Source organism: Algoriphagus sp. SE2 (genome assembly GCF_039563885.1).
GTDB lineage: Bacteria > Bacteroidota > Bacteroidia > Cytophagales > Cyclobacteriaceae > Algoriphagus.
Map to the genome: position 1 here is coordinate 1 of NZ_JBCLWJ010000013.1, position 22,267 is coordinate 22,267.

The window sequence follows — 22,267 nt, forward strand, 5'->3', positions numbered from 1 at the left end:
ACCTATTAGACGATCTTAAGACACATAATCCGGTCATTTCTCTTCTGCCCGATAAAAAACATCCTGCACCGCTTCCCGAATACCCAAACTGTATAATTTTCGGTGGTCTCTTGTCGGGTAAACCCGATTGGATAGAAAGATATAGGTAAGTTTCTTTTCGGGATCGGCCCAGACGAAGGTTCCCGTAAATCCCGAATGACCAAAACTCGCAGGGCTTGCCAAAGGGGATGGATATGCTTCGCCCAAGGGTAGCTCGGAATTATTCAACATTGGTTTGTCAAAACCTAAGCCACGTCGGTTTTCATTTTCGGGGTATTGCACTTCGGTAAACTCTTTCACGGTTTCTGCCGAAATCAGCTGTTTGCCATCCTCATTTCCATAATGCTGATATAAGAGCATCAATTTGGCTAAGTCATCGGCTGTAGCAAACAAACCTGCATTCCCTGAAACGCTTCCTTTAAGCGCCGCGTTTTCGTCATGTACCCAGCCTTTTACCAATGATTTCCGAAAGAGGGAATCCACCTCCGTGGGAACCATGTCGTTTTCAAATTTTTTGCTCGATGGAAGATATCCCAGAGTATGCGCCCCTATTGGTTGATAGAAATTCTCTTCCAGATATGTTTGGTAATCAGTTCCCGTGAGTTGCTCGATCAAACTGGGGAAAATCAAAAAAGTAAGTCCCGAATAGAGGTATTTCTTTTCATCCGATACATCTGATCGGTTGATGATTCGGTTCATTTTCCGCTCAAAGCGATCATTGATATACAACCCATCATATACTTGACCCTGATATCGTTTATCGGAAGTATCATGCACAAATCTTCTTTTGACCTTGCCATTCTTCCGAACCACTTTATTCAAAAACACAATGTATGGAACCAAACCAGCCTGATGAGCCAAAATCTCCCGAAGAGTCAGATCTTTTTTGTCTTTTCGGTTTCTCCAAGGTTTCCAGTAGTTGCTGAAAGGTTCGTCTAGATCCAGCTTCCCTTCATCAACCAATTTCATTAAAGCGGGTAAAGGCCCGGTAATTTTGGTTACCGATGCTAAATCGTATAAGTCATTCAAGGCAACAGGCTGAATGTTATCGTAGGTGTGATAGCCATAGGCTTTGTGAAAAATCACCGTATCGTTCTTTGCTACCAATACCTGTGCTCCCGGAAAAGCCAAACTGTCGATTCCCATTTGCATGATGGAATCTACTTTTTGATTGATGTACGCTTCATCAAAACCTAAGGAAGCAGGCCTGGCATGAACCAGTTCTTTTTGGGCAAATCCAAATCTGATCAGAGAAGTAAGTAAGAAAAACGAAAAGGCTAATTTTTTCATTCTGATGGAGTCAAGTTTGATCCTCAAATATGCAAAAATCTATTGCGAAATAATTGGCTATGGTATTAGCGGCCGGCTTGATTGATTTAGAGACTTCTTCCCTCCTTTTTTAGGCCATTTGATACAGGAATAAGGATGAACTCGATTGGCAACCTAAATCACGGTAAGTATCAACTCCACTCTATTGGAAATAAAATCTACCTTAATAGGTAATGCCTCCACTCCCGGCACCATATTGAATGTTCTGCTTTTTTGAGTCTCAATGATACTCAAAGACACATTCGCAGCGATCCTTACCCTACCCTCAGGTTTGGTGATGAGGATTACATTTTCTTCAGGCTGCTCAACTGGCTCATTGTTTTTTGAAATGATGGGTAGAGTAAATGAGGTTTTTCCTTTTATACTTTGCTTGGTTTCTACAAGTATGCGCAACTCTGTATCTGAGCAAAAATAGGTGATTTTAAATTGGGAGGCAGAGCCTTCTAGCGTTTCCCTGTCTTCATTTTTCAGATTCACGTCGCCAGAAATTCTGATTTCTCCATCTTGATCATCGGAGTCAAAGTTGGCAGTTAAATCATAGAGATTCGTGAACCACTTTCCATCTTGATAGGTCTCCACCCGTGGAGTTAAGGCAATATCTTTTCCCGGAGCATCTTGCTGATTTAAAGGTTCCATCAATCGGTACACAGCCAAACTTGCAGCGCATAGCAAACCTACCCGAGAATGATAAAGCATTCCTAATGAATTTCCTGTGGCTTGCCTGAGATCCATTTTGGGATAATACTCCGCATCATATGCGGAAACAGTTCCCCTCCAATCTCCTCTTGCAAATAAAACGGTATCCAGTTCTTCAAAATATCGGAGCCCATTAGATGCTGCTCGGGGAAGTGGATTCGTCTTTGTTATGGGAGGCATCTGATCCCAGTGATCCAGGATTACCGCCAGTGATTTAGTATGGGTGAAGGTATGATGAATGCAAGGTTTGATACCGTGGGAAACATAATGGGGACCACCGTGAAGTAATCCATTTGTAGTACAGCGCTTAAGGAGTTCTGTGTTTTTAAATGCAGCAGTACCAAAAGCAGGGTTATAGCCGGCCATAAGACTAAATGCAGGTTGACATCCATCGCAGGTTCTACTGCCCCAATAGGTCCACTTAAACATTCTGGTACCCCAACTATTATCAAACCCACCATCGGGAAGCATAAACTCCATATGACTTTCTAGGGATTTCTGCACAATTCTCAGTAATTCCTCATCCTTCTCATGTAATGCATATAAGACCAAACTATTGAGCGATTCTTCTACATTATACCCTAAGTCAATTCCGGGAAGACCTTTTTCACTCCTTTGATGCGCTGACGGTTTGATTTCACCATACAAAAGTGCATTGTCCTCAGTGAAATAGGACTTCACTTCCGAAGCAAGTTTTTTGCTAAGAGCGATATAATTTGGTTCATCCAACAAATTCCCAATCAGGTTCATCGCATAGATATTTGTCGCCCCATAGTTCACGTTTGTGGAATCAATGGCTGGAAACTTCTGATAAATAAATTCTGCTGCTTCCCCTAAACGATTTTTCCAATTTTGGTATCGCACCTCATCCAACAAATCACCGTGATATTTCAAGGTTTCAGCAAGCGCAATCGCTCCGAAAACTGTGGTTCCGTTCCATGAGTTTGGATTGATATCATTCGTCCAACTTCCATCAGGTTGGGAAACATTTTGACTCCATTCAAATACTGTGATACCTGCATTCAGATATTTTTTGTCACCCGTAGCTTTCGCTAGGTAGAAAAAAGGATAAACAGCATCGGAGGCCCGACCGTGAATGGTATCACAAGCAGGACAATCTAACAATCCATGAAGTTTTGGATCTGAAGGATCCATGATTTGAACCTCAATCATTCCATCACACCAATCTTTTAAAAGATTAAAAACCAACATTTTATACTCTTCCGATTGGAAAGGAATACTCTCCGAATTGGCAAAAAGTTCAGCATAAGGCATTGAAAGCCCCATACCTGTCAATGCTGTAGCATGGATAAATTTTCTTCTATTCATTGATTAAATATGAAGTAGGAAATGTCTCGGTAAAGAGGCTCCTAGTGTAAGTTTTGTTTGATGATCTGACTTGGCTTGTATCCTATTCTATCGGCCTGCACCCAGATCGAATCAGCTTCTTTCACGTCGATAGGTCCTTGGTAAATCATCCAGGCAGCTGATTGCTTCCCATCCCTATTGACTAATTTATACCCGATGGAAGCTCCCTCTGTAGCAGATTCGATTTCAACTTTATCCCCGGTGATGGTAATCTTGGGATCAGCCGTCGTTGGTTTGCTGTCTGCTCCATCCCAAAGTCTTTGAATAAGTTCTCGTTCCGGTAAATTGGGGTCGTCCCCAATTTCATTTAGCCAGCGATCCATCTCTTGACTCAGCTCTTTGAGTTTATCCTGATAGGCGGGGTCATCAGCAAGATTGTTGAGCTCATACGGATCCAACTCGCAATCGAACAACTCTTCCTTGGGCTTGGAATCCCGAAACCATTGCGCCTGATATTCATTCAATTCCCCTGCTTCTTTTAAGCGCAAGAGTTCCTGCATGCTCGGGATTCGCTCTCTGTAGGACAATGGTAGGTAATACCCTTGATTGGGGCGGTAGTTTCGGATGTATTTGAATCTCTTATCACGAACAGCGCGAATGGCATCTGTCACTTCATCAAATCGATCGGCAGCTGCATGAATGTATTGGCGTGGATTTTCAGCTTTATATTTTCCTAAAAAAGCCTGCCCTTGCATATACTGAGGAGGCTCCTCTCCGATCAAGGAAAGTAAGGTGGGAGCAAAGTCTACAAAACTGACTAACTGATCATCAATAGATCCAGCTCTCCAGGAATCCGGAAATCGGATGATCATTGGCGTATTTAAGCCAGTGTCATAGATCAAGCGCTTTTCTCTGGGAAGCGGACCTCCATGATCTCCATAAAAAATGATAATTGTGTTTTCTAAAAGTCCGTCCTCCTCTAGCTGCTCCAAAACTGCTCCCAATTGCCTGTCCATTTCGGAAATATTATTATATAATTTCCACATGTCACGCTGCACGATGGGCGTATTTGGAAGATATGGAGGAACAGGAAATTCTTGGTCTTTGGAAACATGAACAGGTGTTTCTTCTTCCGTCATATTTCCCGACTCCCATTTGTAGGTAGTATCACCTGCATGATAATGCCTCATCTCGATATGTCTAAATCCATAGGGTTCAAAAAGCCCGGACTCATGGGTGGTGGTAAAGTTGAAAATGGAAAAAAATGGCTGATCTGCTGCTCTATTTCTCCAATGGGCATAGGGACCACTCTCATCCCAGGCTGTGACCGGGGCTTGGAACTGATAATCTTCTTTGAAATTATTGCTGGTATAATAGCCATTCTCCCGCAAAAGCTCACTCACCATCTTCACTTCAGGACCTGGAACCGCTTCATAGGAAGGAAGTCCCGTAACCTCTGTGTAGGAAGTTGTGCGCATGTGGTTTGCACCAATACTAGAAGGATACATTCCCGTGGCTATGGCTGCCCTGCTCGGTGCACATACGCCCGAAGTAGAGTACAAATTGTGGTAAATAACTCCTTCTCTTGCTAAACGATTCAAATTGGGAGTAATGGCACTGGAATCACCAAAAGCAGGAATGTATTCTCCCATATCTTCTGTCACCAACCATAAAATATTGGGACGATCCGGGAGTTGATAGGTACTTTCCGCAGATTCCTTTTCTGATTCTGAAGGATTACATCCAAAAACAACTAACAGAATAACAAGCACTTGCAAAAGAATTTTGTCTATGCGGTTTTTCTTTCTTTTGATAAGTAAATTTTTCACAGGGCTTTTGAATTTAAAGTTTTTTGGAAGCTAATTTTCTTTCTTAAAAAGACTGGAACTCTCTATAAGTTAATTAAATCATAAATCAGAAGGAATTGAATTCAACTGAATGGTATGTTTCCCTGGCCCTAGTCTGATAGTCCCAAATGCTATAGCAAATTTTCGCCAGAAAGAATCTCACTAGTATAAGTTTGTAATCGATCTTAGAAAAACTCTTTTAAATAGGAATCTTTAAAATAAATTAAATAGGTTCATGCACCATCCTGTTGTATTCGTCTCGACCCTAAAAATTTTTTACTTTAAAATCTATCGGGAGTTTTTATTCGCAGCATATTCTATAAAGTTATTGCCTTCAAAATTCCAGATACAATACCTGCAATTGGACAACTTCTCAATTTGCTCTATTTTTACAAAAGACCTAAACCCATTAACCTATGCAAAAAACTTTTCTACTCACCCTACTCCTATGCCTTGGATTAAACTTGGCATTTGCTCAAAAAGGAACCAAAGAGCGAATCAAAGTACACAGCGTTGCCCTGGAGGACAATCTAATTGGAGATCTGGCAGACAGGGATGTAACGGTTTACCTCCCTCCTTCTTATCAAACTAATCCTGATAAACATTTTCCTGTTCTCTACATGCTCCATGGGTTTACCGATACAGATTCTCAGTGGTTTGGTTGGGAGGATCATTGGATCAACCTTCAGAATGTAATCGAGCAGTCGCTTGGATCAGGTACTTCCAAAGAGATGATTGTGGTGATGCCTAATGCTTACAATACCTTTAAAGGAAGCATGTATGCCAGTTCGGAAACCGTAGGAGACTGGGAAACCTTCGTCACCAAAGAGCTGGTGAGCTACATCGACGCCAAGTACCGAACGCTACCCAATAAAGCTAGCAGAGGACTTGCCGGACACTCCATGGGGGGTTACGGAACACTTCGATTGGGAATGAAATATCCAGAAGTATATTCAGCGATATATGCTTTGAGTCCATGCTGTATGGACGGAGGGGCCAGTACCGATCCTGAGTTGATCTCTAAATTGGAGAAATTAACCCCAGACCAGATTAATGAAACTTCATTTTTTGAAATAGCGGCATTGGCCACTTCGGCGGCTTTTGCGCCTAATCCTAATAACCCTCCTTTTTACTTGGATCTCCCAGCAAAGGATGGATCACCCAGAGAAGATATTATCAATAAGATCACTGCTAACCGAACGCTTACCATTATTGATCAATATATCCCTAACCTTAAAAGACTTAAAGCGATTGGAATGGATGCAGGAACTGAGGATAGAGGCATCAGCGCAGCCACTAAAAAGCTGCATGAGGTCTTGGACTCTTATGAGATCGAGCATCTTTATGAAAGCTACGAAGGCGACCATCTCAACCGCATCGCCGAACGCATAGAAACGAAAGCCTTGCCTTTCTTTTCGGAGCACTTGGTTTTTCAGAAAAGCACAGTCAGTGAAATCATTGAAGACGGTGGAACCGGTGAATATCCATCAGTAATGACCTCGGAAATCAGCTTGCCAGCACATACTATCTTTAGACCTCAAAACATTGATTCTTTTGGAGGAGCAAAAAAGCTTCCTGTGATTGCCTGGGGAAATGGTGCTTGTTTCGACTCCCCTTGGGAGCATGTCAACTTCCTCAATGAAATAGCTTCCCATGGTTTTCTGGTTGTGGCGATCGGTACCATGCCTAAGCAGACTGATGTTCGCTCCAAATCACAAAAACTATTAGATGCCATTGACTGGGCCATTGCGCAGAATAATGATCCCAAGAGCCCTTATTACCAAAAGATTGACACGGAGCATATAGCAGTGAGCGGAATGTCCTGCGGTGGGCTTCAGACTATTGAAGTTGCCGGAGATCCAAGAATTACCACAGTTGGGGTATTTAACAGTGGCGTATTAGGAAACCCTGGTGGAGGAATGCCCGGCATGCCTCAGGTCAATAAGGACCAATTAAATAGGATTAAGGTTCCTACCCTCTATTTACTGGGTGGGGAATCTGACATCGCCTATGGAAACGGAATGGACGATTTCAATCGTATCAATCATATTCCTGTATTTGTGGGCAACTTGGATGTAGGACATGGTGGTACGTATGGACAGCCCCATGGTGGTGAATTTGCCCGGGTAGCACTCAACTGGTATTTATGGCAACTAAAAGGAGATGAGGAAGCAGGAAAACTTTTCTCGACAAACCCTCCGGGACTTTCGAAATCAGAGGGCTGGGTTGTAGAAAAGAAAAATATGGACTAAGCTATAAAAATCCATTTCCCTGCCTACCGAAAGGCAGGCATCCTATAACATAGAATGAGATTTCTCTCTCGCCCTGTGGCGGTTCGAAATGACTACTTACACAATTACAGTAAACAAAATTGGTCATTTCCATGCCTTCGGCAGGCAGGCGAAAGAGGTAACGGATAGGAGTTTTTTAGTTGAATAGTTTTACCGACTGAGAAATTTATTTCCATGAAGTTTGTTTTTAAATAATGAGATTTCTCCCTGCGGTCGAAATGACAGTATTTATAGATGAAACTTCTGATATTCAACTCACGAAGAATGCCGAGGGTGCAATGCGGAACCCCAAAAGCTCTTTTCTTTTTAAATTGAAGAATAATTGAATTCGAAACCCAAGTAATTCAGCCCAAAATGAAACCAAAAACACTTATTTTCTTCTTCTTAGCTTTTACTATTCTTCAAGTTGCCAATTGTCAAAACGTTCAAATCCCTCATGTGATTTTTGATACGGATATGGGGCCTGATTATGATGATGTAGGGGCTATCACCTTACTTCATGCTTTTGCAGATCAGGAAAAAATTGAAATTCTAGCTACGATGGCAAGCACAAAGTATGAAGGAGTAGCCGGTGTACTTGATGTATTGAATACTTACTTCCAAAGGCCTGATTTGCCAATTGGAGTACCAAAGAGTAAGGCAATAGAACAGCGGGATCGGCAACATTGGACGGATACTTTATTGGCAAATTATCCTCACAGCATACAAAAGAATAGTGAGGCTCCAGATGCAGTGACTTTGTATCGAAAAATCCTCTCTTCACAACCTGATGAAAGCGTCACCCTTATTACGGTTGGTTTCTTCACCAATATCGCCAATCTCCTGCAATCCAATCCTGATGAATTCTCTACCCTATCAGGTGCTGAATTAATAAAAAAGAAGGTGGTAAAAATGGTAAGCATGGCCGGCTATTTTCCCGAAGGATCAGAATTTAACGTAAATCAAGATCCTTCAGCTTCCAAATATGTGGTAGAACATTTCCCGAAGCCTATCATTTTTAGCGGGTTCGAAATTGGTAAGGAAATACATACCGGAATTCCTTTAATAAGAAATAAAGCTATTGTAAACAGTCCAGTGAAAGATGCTTTTTCAATATCCATTCCAATGGATGAGCAAGATAAAAATGGCAGAATGAGTTGGGATCAAACGGCTGTGTATGTCGCCTCACTGGGATTCGAGAAATATTTCACCTTGAAAGAAGGTAAAATGACTGTTGCAGATGATGGATCAAACAAATGGGACCGATCAGGTAAAGGCCAGTACAAGCTAACCGGTAAGAGCAATATGATGGGGATTGAAGAGGAAATCAATACCCTTATGATGCATCAGCCAATCAAGAAATAGGTTTTTTGGGAAATAGTTTGTTTTTGCCTTGCTCTAAAAATGATTCTTTAAACTACTTTCTATGCATCAGTTGAATCCTGAAATATTTTTGATTTAAAAGAATTTATTTTGTTGTGTTTTGTATAATCCTTAGATTAAGGTACTTACACGATTCGGTAGGTCCAGATATACTCTTTTTTTAAACAGAATCTTTTTTTTAAATAAGAATTTTAAAACATCAGCTATAATGTCATGAAACATTTTCTCAAATCAAGCTACCTAATTATTCTAGTTTCTTCCTTGATCAGCTGTACAACTACGGCATCAATTTTTGATCAAATGTCTTATAAAGAGACCATTTCAGCTAAAATTGAAGCACTTGCTCTTATGGACAAAGCTACTGAAAACTACCAAAGTCAAAAGGAGGCAATAGATGCTGTAACCTTAGAAATGGCTAAAGTATACGAGTATGAAAAAAATCGCCCAAATAATACAGAAACAATAAAAATGTGGGAGCTTTTGATGAACCCTGAAAAGAACCTGTTTGGTGGATTTATGAAGCGTTGGGAGTCGGAATCCACTTTAAGCAAAGTCTTTGTGGACGAAGCAAAGCCTCAGATTGAGAAAGCTTTTGATATTATTTTAGGGCTAGAAAATAAAAAAGTAAAGCCTGAAGAAGCTAATTCATTTTTAAACAACAACTGATATGAAGCCTGACTTTAACGAAATCTTTGATGAATTAAAAAAAGGGGCCAGTGAGCTCTCAAGTTCGACTCTTAATGAATATAAAGATGAAGCGGAAGCGGATCTTAAGGATTTCCTTTCAGACTCAAAAGCTTCTTTAGAGAGATGGACTCTCCTATTAGCTAGTGGTGACCTTACTAAAAAAGATTTTGAATGGTTGGTACAGAGTCAGAAAGATCTTTTGGTCATGAAAGCTTTAAGTCAAGCAGGACTCAGTAAGATTAGATTAGATCAATTTAAAACGGGTTCTATAAATCTTGTCATTGGTACCATACTAAATAAAATAAGCAAACCTGAGCAGGAGTAGATATATTGGTGCTAATCAATAAACCATCTTTTCTTAGGAATCTGTTTAGCGGACAAAAAGTTTTTGAATAAGATAAGAACTGATTTACGCTGATTTTTTAAACCAGCTGATACATTAAAAAAATCTGCTAGGGGAAACGTCCGCTACAGCAGACGAAATCAGCTGTTTTTTCACATTTCTGAGGGATAGCTATCAGTGAAATCTATACGAAAACTACGAACGCGACCGTCTTAACCATATCAATCATATCCCTGTATATGTGTGTCCTCCGGAAGAAAAAAGTGAGGAATCCCCCTACTTCCTAAAATAATAATCAAAACCTGTACAAAAGCGCATTAATTCAGTGTCTTGATGTAAGCCAACAGATCAGAAATCTGCTCGTCCGAAAAATTATCGATCAGGCCTTTTGGCATAAAGGAACGACCAATCAAATGGCCTTCAAATCTAATTTCCGAAGCTTGGATAAACTGTTTAGAACCTCCCATAAATCCTAGTGTGGTTCCTCTTTCATCTTTTTTGACCAGATACCCTTCTATATTGCTTCCGTCATTCTTCGTAACCCGATAGAGCGAATAATTACTTTCTACTGCGGCATCAGGATTGAGGATTGCAGTCAAAAGCGCTTCATTTTCCCGTGAGGAGGATCCATCCAAAGCGGGTGCAAAATCAAAGCCCTGATTGCCCACTGCATGACACATAAGGCAGGTTTGAAAAAGGGTCTTCCCATTTTTTGGGTTTCCTTCCCCTTTCTCTGCAAGTACCATTAATCGCTGCAATTCAGTTTCCAATTCACTTTTCTCCTCTTTGGTTCTGTTTTTCACCAACTCAAAAAGTTCTATTCCCCTTTCATCGCTTGAATTAGATTGATATACTTTTTCTGCACTTGAAAGGTCGAACTCATTAGCATAAATCAGTTCATCCTCAAGCAGGCTTTTTAGAAGTTCTGTCCCTTCTTTGGAATTAGCCATTAGATTGATCACCTTTTTCTTTTGCTCCAAATCCAATGTTGGTAACCAACCTGCTAAAATAGAATTTGCTTCATCCAAATCTGAAATCGCTACTGTCTGCACGGCAGAAGCCCTTAGATCTGCTCCCAAAGTTTCCATTTTTGAAAGCTTGATGAAGGTTTCTTTGTTTTCGGTCGGTTGATTGCTAAGTGCGGACATATATAATCGGATCATTTCAGGAGTAGAATTAGGATCGAACAGTGGGATTACTTCACTTCTTAATCCTTGAATATTCAATTTTCCTACTGCTTCCAACCCCAGCATTTGGTTTGAAACATCCTTGCTTGTCAACAAATATCTTACAGGTTCCTTTAATGCTTTGGCCAATTCCTCTGATTGTACCTTAGCCAAATGAGTCAAAGTCAGGGAAACATGTTTTACCGCCATTTCCTTATTTTCTAATATCGGCAATACTAAATTCCTCACTTCCCGATTCTCCAACATTTCCGCAACTAAAAGAAATGTCACTTCGTCCAGCTCCTTGATGTTATTTTTCTTCCAAAGATCTACAAAGACCTGTTCCCTTTCATTTTTTGGTAATACCTGACTTGCCCAGATCAGATTCGATGTTTCGTAAGTTGACGCAGCAGAAGATCGAATAAAGCTTAACAGTTCATTCGGATAATTTTCAAGGGCTTTTCTGGCAAGAAACCGTTCAAAATTTCGCTCATAAGGTCCTCCCATTGCATTTCCTTCAAGAGGTGGTTTACATGCCTCCACCAACAGTTCAATCGTTGCCGCATTCGCAGTATTAACAGCATCCAATGTTCGGAGTACCTGAGAACGTATCATGGGATTGCTGTCCATCGATGGATTTTTGAGTAAAGCAGCGAGCTCTGTTGCATTTAAAGAAAAGGATTGCAAGGAGCGGATAGCTTCTCTTCTCAGGTTATCTAATGGGCTTTTCAACAACATTTCCATCAAATTTTGATCGTAATGCTTGATTCCTTCCAAAGACCAAAGCGCCAGTATTCTGGTGATTTCATCCGCTTGGGTATCAGAAGCAAGTGCAATCAAGTCTTTGGCAAGTTGACTGGTCTCTTCAATCGGTCGATCACTGATCTGGTGCCAAGCAGCTCTCTTTTCCCAAATTGAGGGAGACTTAAGGTATCCTACAAGGTCACTTGTTTTTACTTCATAAAAATTTGGTATCGCTCGAGGCTTTTGAGATTGATGTCTAATTCTCCAAATACGCCCATGAGACTTATCCCGATCAGGATGGGTAGTTCCTACTTCGTTATGCGATACAATTTTATTATACCAATCGGCAATGTATAAACTACCATCTGGCCCAAATTCCATATTTACAGGCCGAAACCAATCATCTTCGGAGGTTAAAAAGTCAGGTAAATGTTCTGCTGTCACCGAACCGTCAGGGTTGCGGACGATTCGAATGGCATTTATGGAACTGGTTATAGGATTTGCAATAAAGCCAACATCTTTCCATTCATCGGGAAAACTTCCTTCGAGGTCATCTGCAAAAGCAAGCCCAGAGATTCCGGTTCCTCCAACACGAAATTCATGCAATTCCGGCATCCAGGGTTGATATGGACGAAGTCGTTCACTTCCTATTCCAGGAAAACCTGTCCCTATTTCCATGGGAACGATGGAATACCCCATATCATTGGCTTCAATTCCATACCATTGTCCATTTCCTCTTAGCTTATAACCCCAAATATTATTCAAACCGGAGTTAACCAATTCTATCTTTTTGCCATCCAAAGAGAAACGGGCAATTTTACTATAATCTATCCGTAGTTCGGCATCGCTTACAAGTGAACTGACCTTCCCTTTGTTCAAGGCCCCATGGCTAAAATGGATCCAATCTCCAGGTCCACGTACCAAGACATGAGCCATGGTATGGGTATCGGTTATTCCAAATCCGGTAAACAGAGGAGTTCGTTTATCTGCCTTTCCATCATTATTGGTATCCTCAAGGAAAAAGAGCTCAGAACCTTGGGCAACAAAACTTCCGTTTTTATAGGGCAAAATACTTTGGGGAATAGCAAGACCATCTGCCCAGACAGTGGACTTTACTCCACCTTTACCATAAAGATCTGAAAGCACTATTATTTTATCCTTCCCTTTGGTTTTTCCACGATACAGATCAAAAATCCTTTTAAAGTTTGGGTCTTTTTCCTGGGCTTCAGGATCATCCATTAAGTTTAATAAATCTTGCCAGGCGATATCTGCAATAGGATCTAAAGGATACATTTCGGCAGTTTGGGTCCATAAGTTCCCGGCATCGTCAAAAGCCATATGGATAGGATTAACCACACCATCTCTTTCACTTGCTACCAACTCTACAACAAAACCTTCAGGAACTTTAAATCCAGCCAGTTCTTTTTCAGGGGTAAACAACTCTATCCTGGAAGACTGGGTTTTACGGTTGTAATCAATGTATTCGGTAACAGCGGTGTCGGATTGCGAAGAAGATGAATTTTCCTTGCAGCCAAAACTGAGAAAGACTAGTACCACAATCGAAAAGAATAAATAGAATGCTTTTTTCATTTGCCTTAGGTTACTATTCCGCCCTTAATTCAAAAGTTTAGAAATGGTAATATGCTTGAATTCAACTTTAGCATTTCCGCCACTATGCACTTGAAGACCGATTACACCTGATGAGGGAATATTAGGATCTGTTTCAAAATATTCCGTTGTTTTCACCCCATTGATATATAATTCATGCTTATTTCCTTTACATCTAATAATGTAACTGTTCCAGCCATCTTCATTCAGGAGGTGTTTGAGGGTACTGAGATCTCCCCCAACAAGCTTTCCTCTGCGGTGTTCATCATATATATCTCCCCAATACCCATTACCAATATCCGCCTGATACCCTATGATCAGATCCCCTTCTATGATGGATCGATATTGAATACCACTGTTAATCAGACCAGTACTAGGATCACCAGTCAAACGAAACAAAGCCCGAAATTCAAAATCCTCATAACTTTCAGTAGTACGGAGGTACGTGTTGGTTGGGATATTGATTATTCCATCACCCCCTACTATCACACTATCTACAACGGACCAATATTTCCCGTTTGCCGGATTTACCACTTCCCAACCCTCTAAAGAAGTACCATTAAAAAGTGAAATTGTCGCATCCTTATTTTGGGAATAACAATTTAAACTACCGATTAAAACCAAAATCAATGTGAGACTAATAATCCGGCTCAGTTGATCCTTGCAATAAGATGTTTTCGGGAAATTTTTCATTGATCTATTTTTGATTATTGCTCATTTTTTAATCAGGTTTTATTTTCAATCCCACACTTTCGGAAATCTCAAAGCTGCAATTTGAGATTAGATGTGAAACCCGATTACTAGGTATTTTTAGGAATACAATTCATTTAAGATCAATAATCTAAATCTCAAAATCAAATGAGAAATACAGATTCTAAAAAAATAAAGAGGTGAAAATACTCTTGCTAAATGTCACATATTATTTCTAGCCTCAATACAATAACTTTTTCACTTCATGTATTTGTAAAAAGTAACATGGAATCAAAACCCTAAAAATTTGAAAACTCAATCCTAGCCAGAACTTCATATATTCCATTAAATTTTAAAAAAAGTATCTTTAAATGTTTTCTAAAATTCAATGAACCGATTCTTATTTATTCTTAAGAGAAAAAAAATTAATGACTATTTTTAGTTTCCTGAGAGTTCGAATCGCTATTGAAACTGGAAAGCTATAAAATCAAAAGTCAGATGTCTAAGACTAATAAGAATCCAAAAAAAGGAATTGAAAAATCTCAACTGAAGCGAAGGGACTTCCTCCAAAAAAGTAGCATTGCCGTGTTGTCATCTTTTCTTGGTGCAGATATCATCCATGCGGCTACAATGCCTGAGGGGTATGTTCCTTTTGCTTTGCAAGCTGATTTTAATCCCATGGATGGCAAAAGTAAAGACATGATTGTAAGGAATGAGAAGCCTTGGAATGTGGAGGCCGTTCCTCACCTTCTGAATGATCCAGTTACGCCATTTCCAAATATTTTTATCCGAAATAATGGGATCATCCCTGAAGATATCGATAGTAGTATTTGGACTCTCACGATTAGTGGCGAATCGGTCAAAGCAGAAAAGACCTATACCCTAGAGGCTTTAAAGAAGAATTTCAAGCATTATTCCTATCAATTGGTTCTGGAATGCGGAGGAAATGGACGTGCAGGGTTTTATCCTCCAGCTTCTGGCAATCAATGGGAAGAAGGAGCTGTCTATTGTTCTGAATGGACAGGAATTCGATTGAAAGATTTATTAGCAGATGTTGGGATTAATTCCGATGCAGTTTATGTTGGGTATTATGGAAAAGACAAACATCTAAGTGGGGATGAAAGCAAGGTTGTTATCTCGAGAGGAGTTCCGATTTCAAAAGCATTACAAGACGAAACCTTGTTGGCATGGGCTTTAAATGGTGAGGATATCCCCTTACAACATGGCTACCCGCTTCGATTGGTTTGTGGAGGTTATCCGGCCTCAGCATCAGGAAAATGGCTGAACAAACTCGTCATCCGAAATAAAGTTCATGACGGTGAAAAAATGATGGGTGACTCATACAGAGTACCCAAATATCCTGTGGCACCAGGAGAAAAGGTTCCCGATGAGGATATGAAAATTATCGAATCCATGCCTGTCAAATCCCTCATTGCTTATCCAAAAAGTGGGGCGATGTTCGGTAGAAATAAAACTCTTAAGGTTCAGGGGCATGCCTGGGCCGGAGAAAATGAAGTCCGTGAAATGGAAGTTTCAATAGATTTTGGAGCTACTTGGAAAAAATGTATCCTAAAAAAGCCCAACAACCGACTAGCCTGGCAACAGTGGTCTGTTGAGTTGAGTTTCCCTGAGACAGGCTACTATGAAGTGTGGGCAAAAGCTACCGATGATCAGGGAATTTCCCAACCAATGGTGATTCCAGGCTGGAATCCAAAGGGTTACTTAAACAATGCCTGTCATCGAATTGCAGTAAAAGTAAGCTGAGAATATGAAGAAATCATCCGAAGAGAAATCAGAAAAGAGAGAATCAAAAAAGTCTTTGCAGTCTATCCAAAGATTAGGCAAGCCTTTTTTAGGAATATTTGCAGCCTCAATTTTGCTTATTGCTCTGGTACTACTAATAAGTTTCCTAACAGATATAAATTCAGATGTCAATTCCAATAATTCAGATCCAAATTCAGAGATACCTGAAGGTCCCCTATCCATTGAGAATCTGGAAATAAAAGATGGCAAAGATGTGGAAACGGGTTTATTGGCGGGCGAAGGGTTAACGCTGGTTAAAGCAAATTGTACTGCTTGCCATTCTAGTGCATTAATACTTCAAAACCGTTTTAACAGGGAAACATGGAAGTCAAAAATTGAGTGGATGCAAGAAACTCAAGGACTTTGGGACTTAGGAGTAAGCGAACCTATTATCCTCGATTATTTAGCTGAAAATTATGCTCCCGAAGAATTCCGGGGCAGAAGGAAGCCATTGGAAAACATTGAATGGTATTCCTTAGAAGATTAGCTAATAGCCTATAGAAACTGATTTTTGCATAATTTTTTGAAATGCTAGATGTAATGCAGAAGTAACAAATGACTTTTGCTATGCAGCAAATCCAAACCCCACAAGCATCCCCTAAAATCAATCTTAATCCCCTTCTCTTTTCTTAAATTTTATTCCAGAAGAATCAAGATAGTTCTGATTCTGAAAGCTATTCATATTTAGAATTTTTCTCTTTTCAAACTTCAGGTTAAGGTGTTCAAAATATTTGTTCACATTTCAAACAAATGTTCATTATTCGAGTTTTTTGATTAAATTTTAAACATCTTAACTATGAATCCAAATGAATACATCCAAGGTCTTCACCATTTAACAGTTAGTGTTGGAGGAGCCCAAGAAGACATTGATTTTGTTACCCAGGTTATGGGTATGCGAATGATCAAACAAACAGTCCTATTTGATGGTGCGGCAAGTATTTATCACTTATACTACGCCAATGCAGATGCTGAAGTAGGTTCAGTTTATACCACCTTCCCATTCAAAAAAGCAGGTGTTCACGGGAAAAAAGGATCTGGACAGATTGAAGTTTCAGGATGGTCTGTTCATACTGACTCCTTGGAATTCTGGAAAAAACACCTAGACAAGCATCAGGTAAAAAACACAGGAATTGTAGAGCGCTTTGGTCAAAAAATGATTCATTTCGAAGACCCTTCCGGAATTGGTTTAGGGGTATTTGGAGATGATACTGACACTAGAAATGCATGGCAAACGGATCAAATTTCTAAAGATAACGGAATCAGAGGGATCTATGGTGCAGTACTTAGATGTAGAGAAATAGAAATGATGGACAGCTATTTGAGAGATGTTTTAGGCTTTTCAAAGGTGGGTCAAGAAGGAGCTTATCATCGCTATCACATTAAAAATGGTGGACCTTCTCGAGTAATTGAATTGCTTCATGTTCCGGATTTACCACAAGGTTCCTGGACTTTTGGAGTTGGTTTACCGCACCACATGGCATTTGCAACTGCCAATGATCAGGAAAATGCAGAATTAAAAGCTTACATCGAAGGATTTGGTTACACAGATGTGACAGAAATAAAGGATAGAAATTACTTCCATTCAATATATACCCGAACTCCTTCCGGAGTTTTATTTGAATTTGCCACTTCGGACATAGGATTTGCTATCGATGAACCGGAAGATCAATTAGGTCATCAATTATTACTTCCTCCCTTCTTTGAGGATAGAAGAGCGGAAATTGTAAAACCTTTGGAGCCAATTACACCTCCTTCTTATCTACAAAATAAATAATGATCGATATTAATTAGAGAATGGGCAATCAATCTCTAAATAAAATTGACTGCTATTCAAGTTTAATAATGGGGATTAAAAAAGATTTTGCGACAATTCTATTGACAGCCTTTTGAGGCTTCTGGAGCAATAAATTTTAAACAGATGAAAAAAGTACCGATTATAACACTTCAGGAGGCCGTTAAAAAAGTCAAAGATGGTGACCGCTTGCTCTGCGGTGGGTTTGGGATGACAGGTAATCCGGTTCATCTTCTCCATGCCTTGGCAGAAACATCTGTTAAAAACCTGACTTATATAGGAAACAATGCTGGCGAACCCGGTCTTGGAGGGGGAAGGCTATTGGAAAACGGCCAATTAAAAAAAATGATTGGTTCATTCTTCACTAGTAATCCCTTAGCTGTGAAAGCTGCACAGGATGGCAAAATTGAATACGAATTGATTCCTCAGGGCAGTCTAGGAGAAGCTATCAGAGCTGGAGGAATGGGTATTGGTGGCTTTTTCACGCCTACCGGTGTCGGCACCCTACTAGCAGAAGGGAAAGATAAAAAAATCATTAATGGAGAAGAGCAAATCTTTATCCCCGCAATTAAAGGGGATGTTGCTTTTATCCGAGCTTGGAAAGCTGATACAGCAGGTAATCTTGTCTACCGACTGACTGAACAAAATTTCAATATCGCAATGGCTACAGCGGCAGATTTAGTGATTGCCGAGGTAGAAGAAATTGTACCTGAAGGAAAATTAGATCCAAGTACAATCCACACCCAAGGTTGTTTTGTTGATTTTTTGGTACAGGCTAAATTGAAAGAAGAAGATCTTGGTACCTCAGCATCAGTGAAAGGAAGCCTCAAACGAGTAGATGAGGGAAGAATGAAAATGGTTCAGCGAGTTCTTCAGGAATTGCAAGCTGGCGAAATAGTTAATTTGGGAATAGGTATTCCCACGCTGGTCGCTGACCTTATTACACCTGAAGATGGAATCATCTTACATACCGAGAATGGAATGCTTGGTGTAGGACCTGAGCCCGAAGATGGTAAAGGGGCTTTGTATCATCCGGTAAATGCGGGTAAAATACCTGTGACAGCTCTTCCAGGTGCCAGTTATTTCGATTCGACCACTTCATTTGGTATGATTCGAGGAAAGCATGTAGACGTTGCAGTAATGGGAGGTCTTCAAGTGGATAAGGAAGGAAACTTAGCAAATTGGGCAGTACCGGGGAAGCCACTTCTGGGAGTTGGAGGTGCAATGGATTTAGCTTCAGGTGCAAAAAAACTGATCATAACCATGCAGCATGTCAATAAAGATGGAACTTCTAAAATAGTGGAGAAATGCACCTTACCCATCACTGCAAAAAAAGCTGTGGATATGATCATCACAGATTTGGCAGTATTTAAATTTATTGAGGGAGAGCTGACTCTAATTGAATTGATGCCCGGCATATCACTAGAATCTGTCAGAAAATCAACAGACACTCCATTTTTGGAAAAAATCTCAGAATCATAATGAAAGAAGCCTATATCATTGACGCGATCAGAACCCCAATAGGAAAATTTAGAGGGGGGTTATCGGCAATCAGAGCAGATGATTTAGCTGCACTGGTAATTAAAGAGCTCATAAACAGGAACAATTCAGTAGACTTTTCCAAGGTAGATGATGTGATTTTGGGATGTGCTAATCAAGCTGGTGAAGACAATCGGAACATAGCCCGAATGGCTTCTTTGCTTGCGGGTTTACCGGTAAGCGTACCTGGTGAAACTGTCAATCGGCTCTGTTCATCTGGAATGTCAGCTGTAATCCATGCCAATCGTGCCATAAAATCCGGAGATGGAGATTTATTTATAGCAGGAGGAGTAGAACACATGACCCGTGGACCATGGGTGATGTCTAAATCCAGCTCCCCTTTTGGAAACGATGCGAAACTGTATGACAGTAGCTTTGGGTGGCGTTTTGTAAACCCGAAAATGAATGAACTTTATGGAACGGAAGCCATGGGTGAAACTGCTGAAAATCTGGTAGATATGCACAATATTTCCAGAGAGGATCAGGATTTTTTTGCTTTGCGAAGTCAACAAAAAGCAGCTCAAGCCCGTGCAGAAGGTCGTTTTTCGAAAGAAATCATCCCGATCGAAATACACCAGAAGAAAGGAAAATCTACATGGATAAAAGAGGATGAATTTATCCGGGAAGACACTAGTATTGAAGCGCTTTCAAATCTTAAGCCTGCGTTTAGAAAAGGCGGGACGATCACAGCTGGCAACTCTTCCGGTTTGAATGATGGAGCTTCAGCCATGTTAATCGCTTCAGAAGATGCCGTAAAGAAATATAATCTAAAACCTTTGGCAAGAATAGTGGCTTCCAGTGTAGTGGGAGTCGAACCAAGAATCATGGGAATAGGTCCGGTTCAGGCTTCACTCAATGCGTTGGAGAAAGCTAAACTTACCTTGGCAGACATGGATATTATTGAACTTAATGAGGCCTTTGCCGCCCAGAGTCTGGCATGTATCCGGTCTTGGGGACTTAAAGATGATGATCCTCGAATAAACCCGAATGGAGGAGCCATTGCATTAGGTCATCCTCTGGGAATGTCAGGCAATCGATTGATTCATACAGCTGCATTAGAACTACATGAAAAACCCGGAAGATATGCCTTATGTACGCTTTGTGTGGGTGTAGGACAGGGTTATGCCACAATTCTGGAGCGAGTCTAAGCTATCTAAATCATGGAAATTCAAAAAACAGACTTCGTTCAATCACTGGAAAAAGGGCTGAACGTGTTGCAGGCTTTTGATTCAGAAGATGTAGAAATGACCTTGACGGAAGTTGCTAAAAAAGTTGATATCACTAGGGCCAATGCAAGGAGAATTTTGCTAACCCTTCAACATTTAGGTTTTGTAAATTGTCGGTCAGGTAAAATGTTCTCTTTAGCACCAAAAGTTCTGTCTTTAGGATATTCCTATTTGTCATCTTTGCCTTTTCGTAAACTGGCACTCCCCTATATGCAGGAATTGACGAAGGAACTCAATGAATCTTGCTCCATGTCGGTTTTGGATGAAATGGACATTGTTTATGTTGCCCGTGTCCAAACAAAGCGGATTATGACCATCTCATTAGCAGTCGGCACTCGCCTTCCTGCTATTTCCACTTCTATGGGAAAAGTATTGATCGCCGGCCTGAACCCCGAAGAAGTAGAGAAAAAATTGGCCCAAGTAGAATTTGAATCTTATACGCCTAAATCCCTCTCTCGCATAGATTTTATAAACCAATTACAAGAAATCCGCTCCCAAGGTTGGGCCATTTCTGATGAGGAATTAGAAGTTGGAGTTAGATCTCTCGCTGTTCCTGTGCATGATAAAAACAATAAAGTCATCGCTGCGCTGAATATCAGCGGTCATGCCAGTAGGGTCTCTGTAAAGAATATGAAAAAATCCTATTTACCTGCTCTTCAGCACACAGTTTCGGAAATAGAAAAAACCTTAACCCTATTATGAAAATTCAAAATTTCACATACAGTTCTTTACCAATACGAGTCCATTTTGGGCAGGGGACATTCAGTAAATTGCCAGAACTTTTAAACCAGTCTAACAAAGCTTTCATTATTGCCTCCTCTCGTCTTCAAAATCGGATAAATGAACTTAGTTCTTCTTTGGGATCAGAACGTGTTTTCCATTTTGACGAAGTAATCCAGCATGTCCCCTCCTATTTAGTAGACAAAGCTTTGAATGAGCAACAAATTCAAAAAACCGATGTATTGGTAGCAATCGGTGGAGGATCTGCTATAGGTCTGGCAAAAGCAATGGCGCTTCAACTTAAGCAGCCGATTATTGCCATTCCCTCCACTTATTCAGGTTCAGAAATGACAAATATTTGGGGAATTTCTAAGGATGGGGTAAAAACCACTGGTCGAGATGCATCAGTTTTGCCAAAAGCAGTTATTTATGATCCGGATCTCACTAAAAATATGCCGAAAGAATTGGCGGTGAAAAGTGCTTTCAATGCACTTGCCCACCTTATGGAAGCGGCCTATGCCCCAGATACCAATCCGATCACATATAACAACTCCTTGCTCGGAATCAACAAAATCATTGAAGCTCTAGACTTGCTGAAAACATCCGATGAGATTACGGCAGAGGCAAATGATTTACTACTTTTCGGAGCATTTCTGGGAGGTAAGGGACTTGGAGAAGTTTCCATGTCATTGCATCACAAAACTGCACATACCTTAGGAGGTTCCTTTGGGATGGATCATGCATCTGTTCACACAGTAATCCAGCCCTATGTATTTGCTTACCAATGGGATTCTTTAGAGCACTCTCTCCAAAGGGATTTTCAAAAAGCTTATAATCAAGAGTTTCCTCCCTTAAAAGTTCAAAGTTTAATCCGAGAACTCGGGGCTCCTTTTTCCTTAAAAGAAATTGGATTTGAGGAAAATAACATGGAGGAGGCTGCTGAAATTATGCTTTCAAAGCCTTATGCCAATCCAAAGCCATTGGAAAAAGAGGGATTAATCCAAATGCTCAATCAGGCTTATTCAGGAATTCTACATTCCTAAGAAAGAATATTTAAAACCAATTTAAAAACATTTC

General features: G+C 40.4%; 16 protein-coding genes. 11 read left to right on the forward strand and 5 right to left on the reverse strand.

Annotated features, from left to right (window positions below):
• Positions 1–33: 33 nt before the first annotated feature.
• From AAGF08_RS14725 to AAGF08_RS14735, 3 genes are all read right to left on the reverse strand, one after another.
• Positions 34–1,329, reverse strand: coding sequence for a serine hydrolase (locus AAGF08_RS14725; protein ID WP_343512025.1), 1,296 nt, complete (start codon positions 1,327–1,329; stop codon positions 34–36).
• 153 nt (positions 1,330–1,482) lie between these two features.
• Positions 1,483–3,393 (reverse strand): hypothetical protein, encoded by a 1,911-nt coding sequence (locus tag AAGF08_RS14730; protein WP_343512026.1) that lies wholly within the window; start codon positions 3,391–3,393, stop codon positions 1,483–1,485.
• Between the two features lie 41 nt (positions 3,394–3,434).
• Complete coding sequence (locus AAGF08_RS14735; protein ID WP_343512027.1) at positions 3,435–5,201, reverse strand: sulfatase; 1,767 nt, start codon at positions 5,199–5,201, stop codon at positions 3,435–3,437.
• A 434-nt stretch (positions 5,202–5,635) separates the two neighbouring features.
• Here AAGF08_RS14735 and AAGF08_RS14740 point away from each other — a divergent pair, with 434 nt between their 5' ends.
• The 4 genes from AAGF08_RS14740 to AAGF08_RS14755 all read left to right on the forward strand — a co-directional run bounded on the left by AAGF08_RS14740 (position 5,636) and on the right by AAGF08_RS14755 (position 9,884).
• Complete coding sequence (locus tag AAGF08_RS14740; protein WP_343512029.1) at positions 5,636–7,471, forward strand: alpha/beta hydrolase-fold protein; 1,836 nt, start codon at positions 5,636–5,638, stop codon at positions 7,469–7,471.
• A gap of 393 nt (positions 7,472–7,864) precedes the next feature.
• Positions 7,865–8,854: a nucleoside hydrolase gene (locus AAGF08_RS14745; RefSeq protein ID WP_343512031.1), complete on the forward strand. Its 990-nt coding sequence runs from the start codon at positions 7,865–7,867 to the stop codon at positions 8,852–8,854.
• A gap of 231 nt (positions 8,855–9,085) precedes the next feature.
• Complete coding sequence (locus tag AAGF08_RS14750; protein WP_343512032.1) at positions 9,086–9,538, forward strand: hypothetical protein; 453 nt, start codon at positions 9,086–9,088, stop codon at positions 9,536–9,538.
• Between the two features lies 1 nt (position 9,539).
• Positions 9,540–9,884: a hypothetical protein gene (locus AAGF08_RS14755; RefSeq protein WP_343512033.1), complete on the forward strand. Its 345-nt coding sequence runs from the start codon at positions 9,540–9,542 to the stop codon at positions 9,882–9,884.
• A gap of 335 nt (positions 9,885–10,219) precedes the next feature.
• On the opposite strand, the gene AAGF08_RS14760 is transcribed toward AAGF08_RS14755, so the two are convergent.
• Together AAGF08_RS14760 and AAGF08_RS14765 are read right to left on the reverse strand one after the other, a co-directional pair.
• Entirely contained in the window at positions 10,220–13,402 is a 3,183-nt protein-coding gene (locus AAGF08_RS14760; protein ID WP_343512034.1) for a hypothetical protein, read from the reverse strand.
• A gap of 24 nt (positions 13,403–13,426) precedes the next feature.
• Positions 13,427–14,113 (reverse strand): DUF1080 domain-containing protein, encoded by a 687-nt coding sequence (locus tag AAGF08_RS14765; RefSeq protein WP_343512035.1) that lies wholly within the window; start codon positions 14,111–14,113, stop codon positions 13,427–13,429.
• A 495-nt stretch (positions 14,114–14,608) separates the two neighbouring features.
• Between AAGF08_RS14765 and AAGF08_RS14770 the strand changes: the two genes are divergently transcribed.
• The 7 genes from AAGF08_RS14770 to AAGF08_RS14800 all read left to right on the forward strand — a co-directional run bounded on the left by AAGF08_RS14770 (position 14,609) and on the right by AAGF08_RS14800 (position 22,233).
• Positions 14,609–15,874, forward strand: coding sequence for a sulfite oxidase (locus tag AAGF08_RS14770; protein WP_343512036.1), 1,266 nt, complete (start codon positions 14,609–14,611; stop codon positions 15,872–15,874).
• A gap of 4 nt (positions 15,875–15,878) precedes the next feature.
• Entirely contained in the window at positions 15,879–16,400 is a 522-nt protein-coding gene (locus AAGF08_RS14775) for a hypothetical protein (protein WP_343512037.1), read from the forward strand.
• 309 nt (positions 16,401–16,709) lie between these two features.
• Positions 16,710–17,687, forward strand: a complete 978-nt coding sequence (locus tag AAGF08_RS14780; protein ID WP_343512038.1) for a ring-cleaving dioxygenase — start codon at positions 16,710–16,712, stop codon at positions 17,685–17,687.
• Positions 17,688–17,831: 144 nt separating this feature from the next.
• Positions 17,832–19,187 carry a 3-oxoacid CoA-transferase gene (locus tag AAGF08_RS14785; RefSeq protein ID WP_343512039.1) on the forward strand — a complete coding sequence of 452 codons (1,356 nt, stop codon included), beginning with the start codon at positions 17,832–17,834 and terminating at the stop codon, positions 19,185–19,187.
• A complete protein-coding gene (gene pcaF / locus AAGF08_RS14790) occupies positions 19,187–20,392 on the forward strand; it encodes a 3-oxoadipyl-CoA thiolase (protein ID WP_343512040.1) in 1,206 nt (401 codons plus the stop codon). Before AAGF08_RS14785 ends, pcaF begins: the two co-directional genes overlap by 1 nt.
• 12 nt (positions 20,393–20,404) lie before the next feature.
• Positions 20,405–21,172, forward strand: a complete 768-nt coding sequence (locus AAGF08_RS14795; protein WP_343512041.1) for an IclR family transcriptional regulator C-terminal domain-containing protein — start codon at positions 20,405–20,407, stop codon at positions 21,170–21,172.
• A complete protein-coding gene (locus AAGF08_RS14800; protein ID WP_343512042.1) occupies positions 21,169–22,233 on the forward strand; it encodes a maleylacetate reductase in 1,065 nt (354 codons plus the stop codon). The genes AAGF08_RS14795 and AAGF08_RS14800 overlap by 4 nt, the downstream gene beginning before the upstream one ends.
• Positions 22,234–22,267: the final 34 nt, after the last annotated feature.

Bases quoted from the DNA above. Each gene is read 5' to 3' on its own strand.
- AAGF08_RS14780 (WP_343512038.1), top strand. From the start codon at position 16,710: ATGAATCCAAATGAATACATCCAAGGTCTTCACCATTTAACAGTTAGT.
- AAGF08_RS14750 (WP_343512032.1), top strand. From the start codon at position 9,086: ATGAAACATTTTCTCAAATCAAGCTACCTAATTATTCTAGTTTCTTCC.
- AAGF08_RS14740 (WP_343512029.1), top strand. From the start codon at position 5,636: ATGCAAAAAACTTTTCTACTCACCCTACTCCTATGCCTTGGATTAAAC.
- AAGF08_RS14770 (WP_343512036.1), top strand. From the start codon at position 14,609: ATGTCTAAGACTAATAAGAATCCAAAAAAAGGAATTGAAAAATCTCAA.
- AAGF08_RS14795 (WP_343512041.1), top strand. From the start codon at position 20,405: ATGGAAATTCAAAAAACAGACTTCGTTCAATCACTGGAAAAAGGGCTG.
- AAGF08_RS14775 (WP_343512037.1), top strand. From the start codon at position 15,879: ATGAAGAAATCATCCGAAGAGAAATCAGAAAAGAGAGAATCAAAAAAG.
- AAGF08_RS14755 (WP_343512033.1), top strand. From the start codon at position 9,540: ATGAAGCCTGACTTTAACGAAATCTTTGATGAATTAAAAAAAGGGGCC.
- AAGF08_RS14730 (WP_343512026.1), bottom strand. From the start codon at position 3,393: ATGAATAGAAGAAAATTTATCCATGCTACAGCATTGACAGGTATGGGG.
- AAGF08_RS14765 (WP_343512035.1), bottom strand. From the start codon at position 14,113: ATGAAAAATTTCCCGAAAACATCTTATTGCAAGGATCAACTGAGCCGG.
- AAGF08_RS14760 (WP_343512034.1), bottom strand. From the start codon at position 13,402: ATGAAAAAAGCATTCTATTTATTCTTTTCGATTGTGGTACTAGTCTTT.
- pcaF (WP_343512040.1), top strand. From the start codon at position 19,187: ATGAAAGAAGCCTATATCATTGACGCGATCAGAACCCCAATAGGAAAA.
- AAGF08_RS14745 (WP_343512031.1), top strand. From the start codon at position 7,865: ATGAAACCAAAAACACTTATTTTCTTCTTCTTAGCTTTTACTATTCTT.
- AAGF08_RS14800 (WP_343512042.1), top strand. From the start codon at position 21,169: ATGAAAATTCAAAATTTCACATACAGTTCTTTACCAATACGAGTCCAT.
- AAGF08_RS14785 (WP_343512039.1), top strand. From the start codon at position 17,832: ATGAAAAAAGTACCGATTATAACACTTCAGGAGGCCGTTAAAAAAGTC.
- AAGF08_RS14725 (WP_343512025.1), bottom strand. From the start codon at position 1,329: ATGAAAAAATTAGCCTTTTCGTTTTTCTTACTTACTTCTCTGATCAGA.